The organism is Algoriphagus alkaliphilus, assembly GCF_900103735.1.
Classification (GTDB): Bacteria; Bacteroidota; Bacteroidia; order Cytophagales; family Cyclobacteriaceae; genus Algoriphagus; species Algoriphagus alkaliphilus.
Map to the genome: position 1 here is coordinate 137,533 of NZ_FMXE01000007.1, position 16,209 is coordinate 153,741.

General features: G+C 42.5%; 13 protein-coding genes. 9 read left to right on the top strand and 4 right to left on the bottom strand.

The window, feature by feature from the left end:
- Nucleotides 1-104: 104 nt before the first annotated feature.
- From mnmD to BLQ81_RS06325, 3 genes are read right to left on the bottom strand one after another with little or no spacing between them, the layout of a single operon-like run.
- On the bottom strand, nucleotides 105-797 hold the full coding sequence (gene mnmD, locus BLQ81_RS06315) for a tRNA (5-methylaminomethyl-2-thiouridine)(34)-methyltransferase MnmD (RefSeq protein ID WP_092729106.1): 693 nt from the start codon (nucleotides 795-797) through the stop codon (nucleotides 105-107).
- The gene (ispF, locus tag BLQ81_RS06320) at nucleotides 794-1,276 is read right to left on the bottom strand and encodes a 2-C-methyl-D-erythritol 2,4-cyclodiphosphate synthase (RefSeq protein WP_092729107.1); all 483 of its coding nucleotides are present in this window, start codon (nucleotides 1,274-1,276) and stop codon (nucleotides 794-796) included. The genes mnmD and ispF overlap by 4 nt, the downstream gene beginning before the upstream one ends.
- Nucleotides 1,276-2,514, bottom strand: a complete 1,239-nt coding sequence (locus BLQ81_RS06325) for a M16 family metallopeptidase (protein WP_092729108.1) — start codon at nucleotides 2,512-2,514, stop codon at nucleotides 1,276-1,278. Before BLQ81_RS06325 ends, ispF begins: the two co-directional genes overlap by 1 nt.
- Before the next feature lie 195 nt (nucleotides 2,515-2,709).
- Between BLQ81_RS06325 and bshC the strand changes: the two genes are divergently transcribed.
- The 6 genes from bshC to BLQ81_RS06355 all read left to right on the top strand — a co-directional run bounded on the left by bshC (nucleotide 2,710) and on the right by BLQ81_RS06355 (nucleotide 11,308).
- Nucleotides 2,710-4,272 (top strand): bacillithiol biosynthesis cysteine-adding enzyme BshC, encoded by a 1,563-nt coding sequence (gene bshC / locus BLQ81_RS06330; protein WP_092729109.1) that lies wholly within the window; start codon nucleotides 2,710-2,712, stop codon nucleotides 4,270-4,272.
- Nucleotides 4,269-4,838 (top strand): 5-formyltetrahydrofolate cyclo-ligase, encoded by a 570-nt coding sequence (locus tag BLQ81_RS06335; RefSeq protein WP_092729110.1) that lies wholly within the window; start codon nucleotides 4,269-4,271, stop codon nucleotides 4,836-4,838. The genes bshC and BLQ81_RS06335 overlap by 4 nt, the downstream gene beginning before the upstream one ends.
- Nucleotides 4,839-4,856: 18 nt before the next feature.
- Nucleotides 4,857-5,357, top strand: coding sequence for a hypothetical protein (locus tag BLQ81_RS06340; RefSeq protein WP_092729111.1), 501 nt, complete (start codon nucleotides 4,857-4,859; stop codon nucleotides 5,355-5,357).
- Nucleotides 5,358-5,803: 446 nt separating this feature from the next.
- The gene (locus tag BLQ81_RS06345) at nucleotides 5,804-9,052 is read left to right on the top strand and encodes a SusC/RagA family TonB-linked outer membrane protein (protein WP_092729112.1); all 3,249 of its coding nucleotides are present in this window, start codon (nucleotides 5,804-5,806) and stop codon (nucleotides 9,050-9,052) included.
- An 18-nt stretch (nucleotides 9,053-9,070) separates the two neighbouring features.
- Nucleotides 9,071-10,726 (top strand): SusD/RagB family nutrient-binding outer membrane lipoprotein, encoded by a 1,656-nt coding sequence (locus BLQ81_RS06350; RefSeq protein ID WP_092729167.1) that lies wholly within the window; start codon nucleotides 9,071-9,073, stop codon nucleotides 10,724-10,726.
- Between the two features lie 63 nt (nucleotides 10,727-10,789).
- Nucleotides 10,790-11,308, top strand: a complete 519-nt coding sequence (locus BLQ81_RS06355; RefSeq protein WP_139183571.1) for a hypothetical protein — start codon at nucleotides 10,790-10,792, stop codon at nucleotides 11,306-11,308.
- Between the two features lie 87 nt (nucleotides 11,309-11,395).
- Here BLQ81_RS06355 and ade read toward each other — a convergent pair whose 3' ends face one another.
- Nucleotides 11,396-13,018 carry an adenine deaminase gene (gene ade / locus BLQ81_RS06360; protein ID WP_092729168.1) on the bottom strand — a complete coding sequence of 541 codons (1,623 nt, stop codon included), beginning with the start codon at nucleotides 13,016-13,018 and terminating at the stop codon, nucleotides 11,396-11,398.
- A gap of 132 nt (nucleotides 13,019-13,150) precedes the next feature.
- Here ade and cmk point away from each other — a divergent pair, with 132 nt between their 5' ends.
- From cmk to BLQ81_RS06375, 3 genes are all read left to right on the top strand, one after another.
- Complete coding sequence (gene cmk, locus BLQ81_RS06365) at nucleotides 13,151-13,858, top strand: (d)CMP kinase (RefSeq protein WP_092729114.1); 708 nt, start codon at nucleotides 13,151-13,153, stop codon at nucleotides 13,856-13,858.
- Complete coding sequence (locus tag BLQ81_RS06370) at nucleotides 13,839-14,735, top strand: 4-hydroxy-3-methylbut-2-enyl diphosphate reductase (protein ID WP_092729115.1); 897 nt, start codon at nucleotides 13,839-13,841, stop codon at nucleotides 14,733-14,735. The genes cmk and BLQ81_RS06370 overlap by 20 nt, the downstream gene beginning before the upstream one ends.
- A gap of 119 nt (nucleotides 14,736-14,854) precedes the next feature.
- Nucleotides 14,855-16,207, top strand: a complete 1,353-nt coding sequence (locus tag BLQ81_RS06375) for a Na(+)-translocating NADH-quinone reductase subunit A (protein ID WP_092729116.1) — start codon at nucleotides 14,855-14,857, stop codon at nucleotides 16,205-16,207.
- Nucleotides 16,208-16,209: the final 2 nt, after the last annotated feature.

The following is a 16,209-nucleotide window of genomic DNA, read 5'->3' on the forward strand; positions in this document are numbered from 1 at the left end:
GCGCTTTTTGGGCCGCTCCTCCACTTACTATTTACTCTTTACTGCTTACATTCCTTGGTTTCTCCTCATCGGTCATCGCCTGCCCACTGACCACTGCTTACTGCCTACCGCTCACTACTTTTCCATGCCCGAGTCATTTCCTTTTTTCCAGGAGGACCCGGAAGTATTTCTGCTTGCAAGCCGAGTTCTTTCAAAGTGCGCTTCAGCTGTCCGGTTACGGCGTAGGTAGTAAGAAGCCCACCGGGACGCATGGCATCTGTAACTTTTTCCAAACTTTCTTTTTTCCAAAGTTCAGGCTGCTTTTTCTGCGCAAACGCATCAAAAAAGACCACATCTGAGGGATAAAGCTGAGCTTCTTCGAGGGTTACGATATCCTTTTTGAAGTTGAAGTATTCGGATACCGGCCCACCTTCATTCCAAGGTGCGGTATGCAGCGCTTCGAAATACTTGTGAAAATGCCAAATCCCATGATCATGCTCAATGTAGTTAAGTTGGGAATAGATTTCTTTCTCAACAGGAAAGGGTTCTATGGTGTGGTAAAGGACAGGGACTTGATTCTGTTCTGCCCATACCAATGTAAGCCATGCGTTAAGTCCTGTTCCAAATCCAAGCTCAAAAACCCGAATCGGATACTTCCGCGGATTTCTGGCCAACCAAGAATCCAAACCATAGATCATGTACACGTGAATTGATTCGCGGTATGCGCCATGAAAACTGTGGTAAGTTTCCTGCAATTCCTCGTGATAAAGAGAATGTGAGCCATCCTCAGTGGTGATGATTTTTAATTTTTTGCTCATACTTTATAAATCAAAGCGGTGCAGTAGGCGGCAATTCCTTCAGTTCTACCCACAAAGCCCAAATGCTCAGAAGTGGTGGCTTTGATGGAAATGGCATCCTCTTCCACATTCATTACCTGAGCTAGGCAAGCTTTCATTGCAGGTATATGAGGATTGAGCTTGGGGACTTGGAGGCAGACGGTGGAGTCAAAATTACCCACTTCGTATCCTGCTTCCCGGATCATTTTCATGACTTCTGTGAGCAGAATCTTACTGTCGATACCTTTGAATTTAGGGTCTTTGTCAGAGAAGTGGTAGCCGATATTTCGCATGTTGGCTGCGCCGAGAAGTGCGTCACAGATTACATGGATAAGTACATCGGCATCGGAATGGCCTACTGCACCTTTTTCATGGTCTATTTTTATTCCTCCCAGCCAGAAATCATAGCCGGGTTGTAGCTGATGGACATCGTATCCAAAACCTATTCTGAATGGCACCATTAATTGGTCGATTGATAGTATAGAACTGAAGCTTGATCTTCCTTTAAGAGCCTAGTAGCCCAATTTTTGATCTGTGGCGCTTCGATTTTTGATTTTTCGGAAAATTCGCTCCAATATAATTCAGGATTTCCCAAATGGGCAAAATAGGCCAAGTTCATTGCCCGGTTGAGCAGCTGAATTGATTCGTAGGTTTTCATCGCCTCACCCTGGTTTTTGATTTTCTGAAGTTCCCGTTCGGAGATTTCATTTTGGAGAAATTCCTCAATTACCTCGTCCAAAGCATTTTCAGCTGTGGTGGACGAAACTCCGGATTCCATTTTTCCGGAAAACACCAAAAGTCCGGGGTCCACAGAGCCGGTGATGTAGCCTCCGACTGAAGCGAAGATTTTACCGTTTTTGACAAGCCGCTGTTCCAAAAGCGAAGATTTTCCGGATCCTAAAATATCACTGATCAAATCGGCTTCCAGATAGCCCGGTTGACCTTTTGCAGGCATTTTATATGCTTTGTATAAGGCATCAGTCGGGACTTTTGCCTGAAGGGATTTGGATTTTTTGAAAGTTTGGACGGGCTCTTCCAGGATGCCGTTTCGAGTCAGCGGATTGGAGGGAATTGGACCAAACCATTTTTGTGCTAATTTTTCAATTTGAGAAAGCGTCACGTCACCCGCAACAACCAGGATGGCATTTCCCGGATGGTAATGCGTTTGATAAAAATCAAGTACATCTTCCCGTGTATAGCCTTCAATATCATGAAGGGTTTGACCGATTGTAGGCCAACGGTAGGTGTGTTTTTCAAATGCCAAATCCCGTAAATGATGCCATACATCTCCGTAAGGCTGATTTAGGTAACGCTGCTTGTATTCTTCCATCACTACTTTGCGTTGAGTTTCGATGGTTTTTTCACTCAGACTCACTTGCAGCATGCGATCCGATTCCAGCCAAAATGCGGTCTCAATATTTGCTGCCGGCAGTGTCATGTAATAATTGGTGATGTCAGGACTGGTGAAGGCATTGCAGGATCCGCCAACACGCTCCAATTCCCTGTCGAAAACAGGGACATTGGCCGAGCTACCAAACATCAAATGCTCGAAAAAATGGGCCAGTCCGGTCTTCCCCAATTTTTCAAAACGGGATCCAACTTTGTAGAGCAGATTGAAAACGGCAATTTTGCTGCTGTGATCCTGATGGACGATCACCTCTAGGCCATTGTTCAGGAAAAATCGCTTATATGGAAACATGTTTATTGGTTTAGCGCTAACAGGGAATCTAAAATGAAGGCATTGGTTCAAGAAAAGAATTCAATTTCTTTTGATTTCGACTTTTTCGCCACTTATACCTGCCATTGATGTAAGATGTCCTGTTTTTTACAAAAAAAGCCGAACTTTGGTTCGAAGTGCTAAGTTAGACTTCCCAAACATACTTCACCCATTCCGATGAAAAAACACTGCGTAGATCTGAATAAGACGGGACAGTTTTCAGGATTTTTTTTGGATTACATCGAAGGTAAAGAGGCATTGAGGTCATTTTATACCCACTTACCCAAATTGGAAAGCTTCAAAGATGCAATCGCGGAGAAAAATTTTCCCGATGAAAACCGAAAACTTCTTCATCTGACACTGCACAAGCAATATTCAGGTTTAGAAATTTCTGAGGAAGTTTCTGCCAATTTTGAGGCAATTCTCAGCAAAAAAACCTTCACAGTCACTACCGGACATCAGTTAAACCTGTTTACCGGACCGCTCTACTTCATCTACAAGATCGTCTCCACAATCAACTTGGCCAAAAAGCTGAAGGAAGCCTACCCCGAGTTTAATTTCGTTCCGGTGTATTGGATGGCAACTGAGGACCATGATTTTGATGAAATCAATTACTTCAAACTTGACGGTAAAAAATACCAATGGTCTTCCGGTCAAACGGGAGCGGTCGGTGATTTCGTTTTGGATGATTCTTTCAAAGCATTTTTAAAAGAAACACAATTTGCTCCCGATGTATTCAAAGAAGCCTACCAGTCCAGTAAAACTTTGGGAGAGGCAGTTCGCAAGTATGTGAATCAACTATTTGGTTCGCATGGTCTGATCGTAGTTGATGGGCATGACGCAATGCTTAAAAGCATTTTGAAGCCGGTGATGAAGGCTGATATTTTTGATCACTCCCCTTTTGAAAAAGCGCAAATAGCCTCGCGGAAATTGGAAGAGATGGGATACAAGAGCAAGATTTTTCCCAGGGAGATCAACTTTTTTTATCTGATTAAGGGCCTTCGGGAGCGGATAGAACGATCCAAGGGTGGATATCAGGTGGTAAATACCGAAATCAGATTTACCTCAGATGAACTTGCAGCCATGATTGAGTCCAATCCTGAGCGATTTAGTCCAAATGTGGTTCTCAGGCCATTATATCAGGAGATGATTCTGCCCAACTTGGCGTATTTGGGTGGTCCGGCCGAAGTGGTTTATTGGCTTCAATTGAAGGGGGTTTTTGATCAGTTTGAAATTCCATTTCCCGTGTTGCTTCCGCGAAATTTCGCTTTGATTCTGGATGGATCGGTCTTGAAAAAACTGGAACAACTGGGCTGGGAGGGAGCTGATGTTTTTATTGATTTTGATAGCTGGAAGAAGGGATTTGTAGCGCGACAAGCTCAGGTTGATTTTAGTATGAAAGCGGAAAAGGATGCGCTCTGCCAACTTTTTGACACGAAAGGAAAAGAAGCGTCCGCTTTGGAGAAAAGTCTGCAGTCAGCCTTCCAGGCAGGTAAAGCACGAAGCTTGAAGATCCTGGATCAGTTGGGTTCCAAACTGCGAAAAGCCGAGGAGAAAAGGCTAGCCGTAGAGTTGAATCGCGCTAAGGCTGTTTTGGACTTTACTGCACCGGGAGGCAGCCCCCAGGAGCGAGTAGTGAATATGATGCAGTTTTATTTAAATAACCCTGAATTGATCGAAGAGTTGTTGGGCTGCTTTGATCCTCTTGACTTTAATATGATGGTATTGGAATACGCATGAAGACCAAAAAAGAACTACGGTCAGCCTACAGACAGCTGAGAAAAAGTCTGAAATCCGAAGAAGTGGAATCCAAATCCAAAGCAATCACTGCTCAGTTTCAAAAATGGCTTGAACAAAGAAGTGGGCTTCAGCATTTTCATCTGTTTTTTCCCATCGACAGATTTAATGAGGTCAACACGTTTTACATCAAAGAGATCTTGGATCAACTTGATAAAACCTTGTACACCTCTCAGGTGAATAAAACCAACACAGAACTGGAAACCTTGAAATTGCCCAAAGAAGCTGCTTTTTTCATGGATGAGTGGGGGATCCCTGTTCCGCAGGAATCTATCTTGGTTTCGCCGGGAAAAATTGAAGTGGTCTTTGTCCCCCTGTTAGCCTATGATAAATTTGGAAACCGGGTTGGATTTGGGAAAGGATTTTATGATTTATTTCTGAGAAAACTAAAGCCTGAGGTTATTAAGATCGGATTGAGTTTTTACGAACCCGAGGAGCAGATTGAACCCGAATCGCACGATATAGGCTTGGATTATTGTATTACTCCCGAAAAAGCTTTTACTTTTTGAACGGATAAACTTACTGCCTTGAAAAAGCCAAATTTTTTTTTATTTTCTGCTCTTTTCGTATTACTGCTTTTCGGGTCATTTCTTGCTGAAGCCCAACAGGGGTATTATAATACCATGGTAGGGATTCGGGCAGGGACCTCATTGGGGGGCTCAGTTAAACGGTTTGTAACTGACCATTCTGCGGTCGAACTTATGGTTTTTAACCGCTGGAAAGGGTGGAATGCAGCTTTGCTTTATGAGCGGCACATGGATATCAGGGAATTCCGGGGGATGGAGTGGTATATTGGCGGGGGAGTACATTATGGGATTTGGAAAGAACCTAAAGCCGAGCCGCCTTGGGTTTATAAGGGAACAGAAGATTATAAGGCGTACGGGATTGATTTTATAGTGGGTTTAGAATACAATTTTTACAACACTAATATCTATTTAAGTTTGGATTGGAAACCTGCATATAATTTTGTTGACTTTACAAAGTTATGGGGAGATGAAGCATCCTTCACTTTGAGATATTCCTTTTGAAATTGAAAAACCGGTGAATAAATGAACTGGGTTTTCTTTTTTTTGCAAAAAAAAGACGGAAAATATGAAAAAAATTAACGTGAAATCCTGATTTTTTGATATTTCAAATTTTCTATTTTGGAAAAATTCCTGGTTTTAAAAATTTTATTGGAAAAAATATCAATAGGGGTACTTTTTATTCTTAAAAATGAGCTAAAAACAGTTTTTCAACACTATTTATTTTTTTTTTGCAGTTGAAAATTATTTTTGGGATTCATCTTTTTTTCAATTTTTCAAAATATTGTTTTGCGAATGTTAAAAAATCCATTGATTTCCGTTAATAATTGTTAACATTATCGGTTGCGACCAAATAATGTGCTTTTCTCTCCGCCTACACGAAATTTTTACCGCTTTTGAAATTAGCGGATAATAAATTTTATTTACAGATCAACTAAACTAAATACCTTATGAGAAAAGCTTTACTCTTTGTTGTTGCGCTTTTCACCATGACCCTCAGCTTCGAGGTGTCGGCGCAACAACGGGTAATTACCGGTACGGTAATTTCCGAGGAAGACGGACTAGGGTTGCCAGGGGCAACGGTTCTCGTCAAGGGTACGACAGTAGGTACTACCACCGATTTGGATGGTAATTACTCTATCAGTGTACCGGCGGGATCTAATGTCTTGATTTTCTCTTTTGTGGGTCTAAAATCCCAGGAAGAGACAATAGGCAACCGATCCGTAGTCAACATCACTCTAACGACTGACGCGTCGCAACTATCCGAGGTGGTAGTAACGGCGATCGGTATCGAAAGGGAGAAAAAAGCACTGGGTTACGCCGTAACCACAGTGGGCAGTGAGCAGCTGGAGAATCGTCCTGAATCTGACGTGGCCCGAGTACTCCAAGGCAAAGTACCAGGTGTGAATATTACTTCCACCAATGGTATGTCAGGTTCAGGTACCAATATGGTAATCAGGGGGTATTCCTCTGCGACCGGTTCTAACCAGCCTTTGTTCGTAGTAGATGGTGTGCCTTTCAACACCAGCACAAACAACCAGAACAGTTTTGCTCAAGGTGGTGGTGTTACATCATCCCGATTCTTGGACATCGATCCAAACAATATCGAGAGCATGTCTGTACTGAAAGGTCTTTCAGCAACCGTTCTATATGGAGACCAAGGTAGAAACGGGGTAATCCTGATCACTACCAAATCCGGTGCTTCCAAAAGAAAAGCTGCTGAAGTTACCATCAACCAATCTGTATTTACCAACGAGGCAGCTTCCTTGCCAACGTATGGTCAGACTTACGGTAATGGTTTCCAGCAGGATAGGGGATTCTTCTTCTCTAACTGGGGAGGCAGATTGGATCAAGGTGTAACTATTAACCACCCTTATGCAACTTCAAGTATTCAATCCATCAGAGAGGCATTCCCTCAGTTCTGGGTGAATGGGATCGTAGGAGGCACACCGGTACAGTATGAGTATAAGGCGTACAAAGATCCTTCTGAAGTCTTCTTCAAAACGGGTTTGATTTCCAATACCTCAGTTCAAGTTTCTGGTGGATCTGACAAAACTGGTTACAACGCTAGCTTCGGTTATACTGACGAAGAAGGTTATTTGCCTGGTAATGACCTTAAAAAGTACAACTTTGGTATGGGTATTAATTCTGCTATCTCGGATAAGTTGTCAGTAAATTCTTCATTTACCTTCTCAATTACGGATCTTCAGTCTCCTCCAGTGAACGCTTCATCAGGTTCAGGTAGTGCTATTCCATCAGTATTCGGCCACGTTTTGTTTACACCGCGTTCGATTGATTTGGAAAACCTTCCTTACGAACACCCGGTTGACAAAAGTTCTGTGTATTTCCGTGCCGGTAATGATATCACTAATCCAAACTGGTTGGTAAAAAACTACACCAATACCTCCAATGTAAAGCGATTCTTCAACTCTACTTCATTGAACTATGATATCAATGATGATTTCTCTTTGACTTATCGTCTGGGTTTGGATACCTATTCAGAATTGCAGGAAGTGAGATATAATAAGGGTGGGGCAACGGCTAATCTGGCTACGAGAAATGGTTACTATCGATCAATTAACATCAATAATACCATCTGGAATCAGGATTTGATCCTGAATTGGAAAAGAGACCTCTCTGATAAGTTTAGCATGAGTGCCTTGCTTGGAGGGAACTCCCGTTTTGACACTTATGACCAAAATGGAATTGCTTCTCAAGGTCAGCTTGCCTTCGGATTGTTCAGGCATTCCAACTTTAGGACTTCTGCCTCGACGGATGCATATTCTGGTGCTGGCTTGAACTTTATCCGGGAAGAAAGAAGATACGGGGTGTATACCAATATTACCTTAGATTACTCTGACTACCTCTTCTTGAACTTGTCTGCAAGAAATGACTGGACCTCAACTGTAGAGAAACAAAACAGAAGCATCCTCTATCCGGGAGCATCTATTTCCTTCATTCCAACTACAGCATTTGACTGGGGTTCTTCTACCCTAAATGACTTGAAATTGAGATTGGGGTATGGTACTTCTGCCGGTTATCCTTCTCCTTATAGTACCCGAAACTTTTTGGCACAGTCCGCCAGAGCTTTTGATGTTGGTGGTGCAGTAACTACGACGCACGCTGTATCCAACATATTGGGTAATCCAAACCTGAGACCAGAGCTTCACGGGGAATTGGAATTTGGTATTGAAGGTGTAATGTTCAATAACAAGTTGAGATTTGACATCTCCTTGTATGATAAAAACACCAGAGATTTGATAACTCAGTCTCCAATTGATCCTTCTACAGGTTTTACTTCCACTGCCATCAACATTGGAAAAATCAGAACACGAGGTGCTGAAGTACAAGCGACTGTAACTCCGGTATCTACCGCTTCAGGTTTTGTGTGGAATTCAACTTTAAACTGGTCTACTTACCGAACCGAAGTTATTGAGTTGGGTGGAGGTTTACAGGAAGTTGTTGTTGCAGGATATACTAACTTGGGTAACTTCGCAATTCCCGGACAACCTTTCAACGTGATCAAAGGTATCGGGTTTGACCGTGTACCTGCAGGTCAGGAATTTGCCGGACAGCCAATTATCCTATCCAATGGTGTTCACAAACCATCACCCGGACTTGTCGTTTTGGGAGATCCAAACCCAGCATGGAATGGTTCATGGATTAACTCTTTTAATTATAAGGGATTTAACCTCAACTTCATGCTTGAATACAGACACAAGGGAGCTGTTTACTCAAATACTGTTACAGCAACGCTTGCAAGAGGTGTGACCCTAGATCCTGTAGTTGATAGAGAGTTTTCCTTCATTATGCCTGGTGTAAGACAAGATGGTAACAATGCAGACGGATCACCTAGGTATATCCCTAACGATTACCAAATCACTGCATCTGATTACTTCTTCTCTGGCTATCAGGGTGCAACCAATGAGCCCAACTTGTTTGACGGTTCAATGATCAGACTGAGAGAAGTTTCTCTTTCTTACAACTTGCCAAATACGTTGATTGCCAAGACACCGTTTAAGAGAGCGACTTTTGCTGTGAGCGGAACTAACCTTTGGTTTAATGCGCTCAACTTCCCTCCGAACATGAACTTTGATGTGGACGTGTTGGGTACAGGAGTTGGTAACGGTCTTGGATTTGATTTCGTGACTGGCCCTAGTTCAAGAAGAATGGGTGGAACGTTAACTCTTACTTTCTAACCCTTAATAGACATGAAAATGAAAAGATTTATATATGGCCTGACAGTTGCCGCCGGTTTGGTGTTTGTGACTTCTTGCGATGAGAAATTGGAGGAGTTACTGGAAAATCCCAATGAAGTAAATGCTCAAACTGCTGACCCGAGTTTTCTTTTAAACAGGATTCAGTTGGATTACCAGAGTTTGTGGTATGGTATTTCAGATAGAGGAGCAAGATTGACGCGTCAGATTAATCAGGGTTCTGCATTGTACATCAACGCGTATGATGCGATTTCAACCAATGGAACTTGGACAAATGCTTATGCCAACATACTTGCTGACATCAAGTTTTTGGAGCCATTGGCAGTAGAATCTAATTTGCAAAGGCATCTAGGTATTGCAAAAACGATCAAAGCCATGGTGTTGTTTGACTTAGTCGATACCTATGGAAATGTGCCTTTTTCAGAGGCACTTGATGCGGCCAATTTTAACCCAAAGACGGATGATGCGAAAGTGGTATATGAAAAGGCTTTTGCTCTTTTGGATGAAGCTGCCGTACATTTTACCGCTACATCAACTGCAGGAACTCCAAATGATTATTTCTATAACAGAAATTATACACGTTGGGTAAAATTGATTAATACCTTGAAATTGAAGTATTTCCTTAATACCCGATTGGTTGATGCTGCTGCTTCAAGAACCGGAATCAATGCACTGATTACAGCAAATAATATGATAGGTGTCGGTGAGGACTTTGTGTTCCGTTTTGGTACTACTGCAGCTGATCCTGATTCCAGACATCCCAAATTTGCCGATCAGTATACGAATGGTGGAGGGGATTATCAGTCAACCTTCTATATGCATCATTTGACTGTGGCGAAGGGATTCGATGATCCTAGAGTTCGGTATTACATGTATCGTCAAGCCCTTACCAACACCACTAATCCGGCTGAGCAGGAGTGTATTACCCAGCTGCCTCCTCCTCATTACTTGACAGGTGGTTTTCCTTATTGTAACCCCGAGGGAAACAAAGGTTATTGGGGACGTGATCACTTGGATCCAGACGGTATTCCACCGGATGGTTTGAGAAGAACTGCTTATGGGGTATACCCTTCAGGAGGTCGATTTGACAACAATTCAGCTACGCCTGTCAATAATATTCAATTGGGAGCACGCGGTGCAGGAATTCACCCAATCATGCTTGCTGCTTATGTAGACTTCATGTTGGCAGAGGCTGCCTTGACCTTGGGAACCACAGGAAATGCAAAGACCTATCTGACAAGTGGTATCACGAAGCATATCAACTACGTAAGAGCGTTCGCTTTGACAAGTCCAGAAAGCAGTGTGATTACAGGATTTATCAGTAATGATAATCATGCTACATCAAGAGACAATTATGTCACTTATGTGAGCAATGAATTTGACGCGGCAACTTCTACAGATGCTAGAATGAATGTAGTCGGTAGAGAATATTGGTTGTCTCTTTTCGGAAATGGTAGGGAATCCTACGATTTGTATAGAAGAACAGGAAAGCCAGCTAACATGCAGCCTGGATTGGAGACTGATCCTGGGCTATTCCCTAGATCCTTCCTCTATCCTAACAATTACATGGTAACCAATACGAATGCTGTTCAAAAAGCTAATTTAGGCGTACAAGTGTTCTGGGACAAGAATCCTCCCGCACCTTGGATTTATTAACCAAAAAATCTAGAAAAAATGAAAATACTAAAATATAGTTTTGGTTTATTGGTAACTGCGCTTATGCTATTAAGTTCTTGTAGGGACTTCGTTGAACCAAATGTACCCTACAATTCATTTGATACCGGGGCTTACTTAAGAACAATCACAAGAACAGGCACCTTTACGGCCACTGACCTTGCTAACTCTAAGTTTGGACTAACTCTGGAAGCAGTTGATAAAGAAGATGGTGCTACTGTCCAAACAGTAGAAATCCGTGTCCGTCATAGAAGATTGATCCCAAATGTTGGTTTGAGATACACGCCTGTTCAAGATGTGGTAGTCAGAACACTTCAGTCTACTGATTTTGCACCAAATGATAAGTCAAGATTCTTGAGAACAACATTTGAGGTAACGGCTGCTCAAGCTTTAGCTGCTGTGAGATTGACACCAGCCGACATTGCTAAAGGAGATGTCTTCGAATTCCGACTGGTATTGAATGATAAATTTGGACGCAGATTCAGTTCAAATAATGTGACAACAAACATAGCTGGGGCGCCATTTTATGCTTCACCGTTCTTGTACTTTGTTACAGTCAATTAAAAATGATTTATAGTTTTATTTAAAAACAGCGCCTTTGGGCGCTGTTTTTTTTTTGTAGTATGGAAAGCAAAAAATCTTGATTTAGTTCTAAATGAAAACCTCTGTGAATTCAAATTTCTGTCCGTCAAACAATCCTTTGTCGCTGAGCTTCAAATCAGGAATGACAAGCAAGCCCATAAAACTGAGCATCATAAACGGTGAATTCAGGGCTGAGCCCATTTCCTTTGCCAGTTGATCGATCTTGGTGTAAGCCTTGGCTACCTCATATCCGTCTTCAGGTGACATAATTCCGCCTACCGGAAGGCGCAATAGCACTTCTCTTTCATCCGACACTGCCGAAATCCCTCCTTTAGCCTCAATGATCAGATTGACAGTGCTGCAGATAGCAAGGTCATCCACTCCGACTGCTATAATATTATGGGAATCATGGCCTACCGATGAGGCAATGGCTCCAGTTTTCAATCCGAAGTTTTTAATAAAGGCAACTGCCGGAGGAGCATCGAAGTAGCGATTCACCACGGTGATTTTCAGAATGTCCTTTTCAGGATTGGATACTGCAAATCCATCTTTAATTAATATTTCTCCCTGAATTTCAGGAGTGATCAACTGTCCGTCCAAGGCTTCAATGACCCGAACTTTGGCAGTACTTGCAGCAAGTTTGAAATCATTTGGGGTTTTGAGTGGAGTGTTGAAGTTGTTAATGACTTTATTTTTGACTTTTGGGATTAAGGTTTTTCCGTTCTCGGCGACTTTTTGCCCGTCGATGTAGGTGGCTAGGACTTCAAATTTCTCAAGGTCTTTTACAATAATAAAATCAGCAGGGTCTCCTATCCTAAGTTGTCCGACATTTAGCGAATAGTGGGAAATTGGAGTTAGACAAGCAGCCTTTAGTACGTCAAATAAATCCTTCCCTTTGGTGATTGCTCTTGTCACCAATTCATTGATGTGGCTTACTGCAAGATTGTCCGGATGCTTGTCATCCGAACAGAACACAATCATCTCCGGATATTCATCGATGAGGTCTATGAGTGCTTCGAAGTTTTTGGCTGCGGAACCTTCGCGGATGGCGATTTTCATTCCCAGCTTAAGTTTGCCTCTTGCTTCTTCAACAGTGAAGCATTCGTGATCCGTACTCGGCCCCGCGCTGCAGTATTTTTCGGCTAATTCACCTTTCAATCCAGGAGCGTGTCCATCTATGGGCTTACCATGCTTTTTGGAAATTTGTATTTTCTGCATCACCATTGGATCCCGATTCACAGTTCCGGGCCAGTTCATCATTTCTGCGAGGTAATGGATTTCAGGCCTTTTCATCAAGTCTTCGATGTCATCTGCACCGATTTCTCCGCCGGCTGTTTCAAAAGGTGTGGCAGGTACACAGGAAGGCGCTCCGAAATAGAATTTAAAGGGCACCTGTTTCCCATTATCGATCATGTATTCCACTCCCTGCATCCCACACACATTAGCGATCTCATGGGGGTCAGAAATAGTGGCTACGGTGCCATGGACCACAGCGAGGCGCGCAAATTCGGAGGGTACAAGCATGGAAGACTCCACATGGACGTGCGAATCTATAAATCCAGGCATCAAAAAGGGCAAGGAGAGATTAGGTTTTATCTTTTCGACTTTGAGTATTTTACCATTGCCAACTTCCAGTTCTGCCGGGTAAATTTTTCGATTGGAGATGTCAACAAGGTTTCCTTGAATTTTCATGGTTGATTGATTAAAAATCAGTGAGCCTGCATCCGATTGGATTATCGGGTATTCACAGATTGGAGAAAGGATAAGATTAAAACTACTATATTTGCCCAAAATTAATAAGGAAACCAAGACAGGATTTTATTGATGGGTAAAATCGTCGTTGCCATAGATGGATATTCAGGGTGTGGGAAAAGTTCTACTGCAAAGGCAGTAGCCAAGGATTTGGGCTTCACCTATATAGATTCGGGAGCCATGTATCGTGCGGCCACATTACATTTTTTGAATAATTACCTCTCCGCTTCTAATCCACAGGATGTTGCCAAAGGTCTGGAAACTCTTGACATTTCTTTCCATTTAAATCCCGATACAGGCATTCAGGAGACTTATCTCAATGGACTCAATGTGGAGGATGAAATCAGAAGCATGCCTGTCTCACAAAAAGTCAGCGAGGTAGCTACAGTTAAAGAAATCAGAAAAGAACTGGTTGCTCAACAAAAGCGTTTAGGGAAGAAAAAAGGCGTAGTAATGGATGGGAGAGACATTGGATCTGTGGTATTTCCTGATGCTGAACTGAAAGTTTTTATGACTGCTGATTTGGAAACCAGATCAATGAGAAGGCAGCAGGAATTGTTTGAAAAAGGAGAATTGGTGGAGTTGGAGGATATAAAGAATAATCTGGCGGAGCGGGATCGCATAGATTCATCCAGGGCAGAAAGCCCGTTGATTAAGGTTCCCGATGCTGTTGAAATAGACACGAGTAATCTTACTTTTGAGAGACAGGTTGCACAGATCGTGCAGTTGGCAAAAGATGTAATCGATAAGGAAAAAGAGCATGCAAGTAACCATAGATAGAAATTCGGGCTATTGCTTTGGAGTCGAGTTTGCCATTAAAATGGCCGAAGATGAAATGCAAAACAGCGATCAGCTGTATTGTCTGGGAGATATTGTTCACAATGACATGGAAGTCAAACGACTCCGTGAAAAAGGGCTTGTAGTCATTGACCGAGATCAGTTACAGGAGTTGACAAATTGTAAAGTACTCATTCGGGCGCATGGTGAGCCTCCTGAGACGTATAGAACCGCTATTGAAAATAATATCGAACTCATTGATGCGTCCTGCCCGGTAGTGCTCAAGCTTCAGAATCGGGTCAAAAATGCATTTGACAAGATGGAGCGGGAGAATGGTCAGATCGTAATTTATGGAAAAAAGGGTCATGCAGAAGTAATCGGACTGACCGGTCAAACGCTGGAAAAAGCGGTGGTCGTCATGGAGGATTCAGACCTTGAAAAGATTGATTACGGTCGTCCGGTCACACTATTCAGCCAAACTACCAAAAGCACAAAAGGCTTTTACGATCTATCCAAAAAAATAGAGGATAAAATCAAATCAGCAAAAGGTGAGTTGACAGAACTGGACTTTAATGCCAATGATTCAATCTGCCGTCAAGTTTCCAACCGTGAGCCACAGCTGAAGAAATTTGCTCAGGAAAGTGACGTGATCCTTTTCGTATCGGGTAAAAAAAGCTCCAACGGGAAGGCACTTTACCAGATTTGTTTAGGTGAAAACCCGAAAAGTTATTTTATAGAAAATGAAACAGAGTTGGACCCTGAGTGGTTTAGCGTTGAGTATAAAATTGGGATTTGCGGAGCTACATCTACCCCGATGTGGCTCATGGAACAAGTGAAATCCTATGTGGAGTCTTTAGAAGAAAATATGCTTCATGCCTGATATTAGCCGAAGTACCTCGTATCAAAAGTTCGAACATTTAATCCGATATAAGTGCTAATTCAATTGGTTTTTCTTTAGATTTGGGGCGTTTTTCAATAGCTCATAGTTCAAAAACAGATATGTCTAAAATAGTGAAGCTTAACAAAGGCTTTGACATCAGACTGGTAGGAAAGGCCTCGAAAGAGATTGCAAATTTCGCCTCAGCTCAAACCTTTGCCATTAAACCAACAGACTTTATAGGGCTTCAGCGTCCTAAAGTCCTTGTTAATGAAGGTGATACGGTAAAAGCTGGGACTCCCATTTTGGTAGACAAAGCATCGGATCAAGTCATCTACGCATCTCCCGTATCCGGTGAGATCGTCGAGATCAAAAGAGGAGATAGACGAAAGCTACTCGAAATCAAAATTCTTGCTGACAAAACCGTCATTCATGAAAATTTTGGTAAAATTGACCTAAGTCAAAATCGAGATTCCCTTGCGGCCAAATTGGCATCAACCGGAGTATGGCCAAACATCATTCAAAGACCTTTTGGGATTGTGGCTAACCCTGCCGATACACCAAAGGCAATTTTCATTTCTGCTTTTGACACGCATCCTTTAGCCCCTGATTATGGATTTACGCTTCAGGGGGAAGAAAAATACTTACAAGCGGGAATTGATGCTTTGGCAAAACTTACTCCGGGTAAGGTTCATTTGAACGTGGATGGATCCAAACCGATAGATGCGATTTTCTCGGGAGTGAAAAATGCCCAAATCAATCAGTTTTCAGGTCCCCATCCAGCAGGAAATGTAGGAATACAGATTCATCACTTGGATCCGATCAATAAAGGTGACCTCGTTTGGACGGTTAGTCCTGCAGGCGTTGTCCAGATTGGTAAGGCAGTACTTGAGGGGGTATATGATACTTCCAAAATTATTGCTGTCACTGGGTCTGAATTGACCAAAGCGGCTTACGTCAAAACTTTTGTAGGAGCTAATGTCTCGGCCTTTGTGAAAGGCAACCTGAACTCAGGCCACGTTAGAGTAATCTCAGGAAATGTTCTTACAGGCGAGAAGATCAATTTGGAAGGCTTCCTTGGGTTTTACCACAACCAAATCACAGTAATCCCTGAGGGTGACTATTATGAGTTTTTGGGATGGGCCAAGCCTACAGCCTCCAAACTTAGCTACCATCGCGCACTCGGGCTTTTGTCATTTCTCACGCCCAAAAAAGAGTTTGTTCTTGATTCAAATTGCAGAGGTGAGGAGCGGGCATTTGTTCAGACCGGTGTATTTGAGTCGGTGACTCCAATGGATATTCTTCCTGTTTATTTATTGAAAGCCATCATGGCAGAAGATTTCGATGAAATGGAAGAATTGGGAATCTATGAAATCGTTGAAGAGGATTTGGCACTTTGTGAATTTGTCGATGTGTCCAAACACCCCGTGCAGGAGTTGGTAAGAAAAGGTATAGAATTAATCCAATACAGTTAATC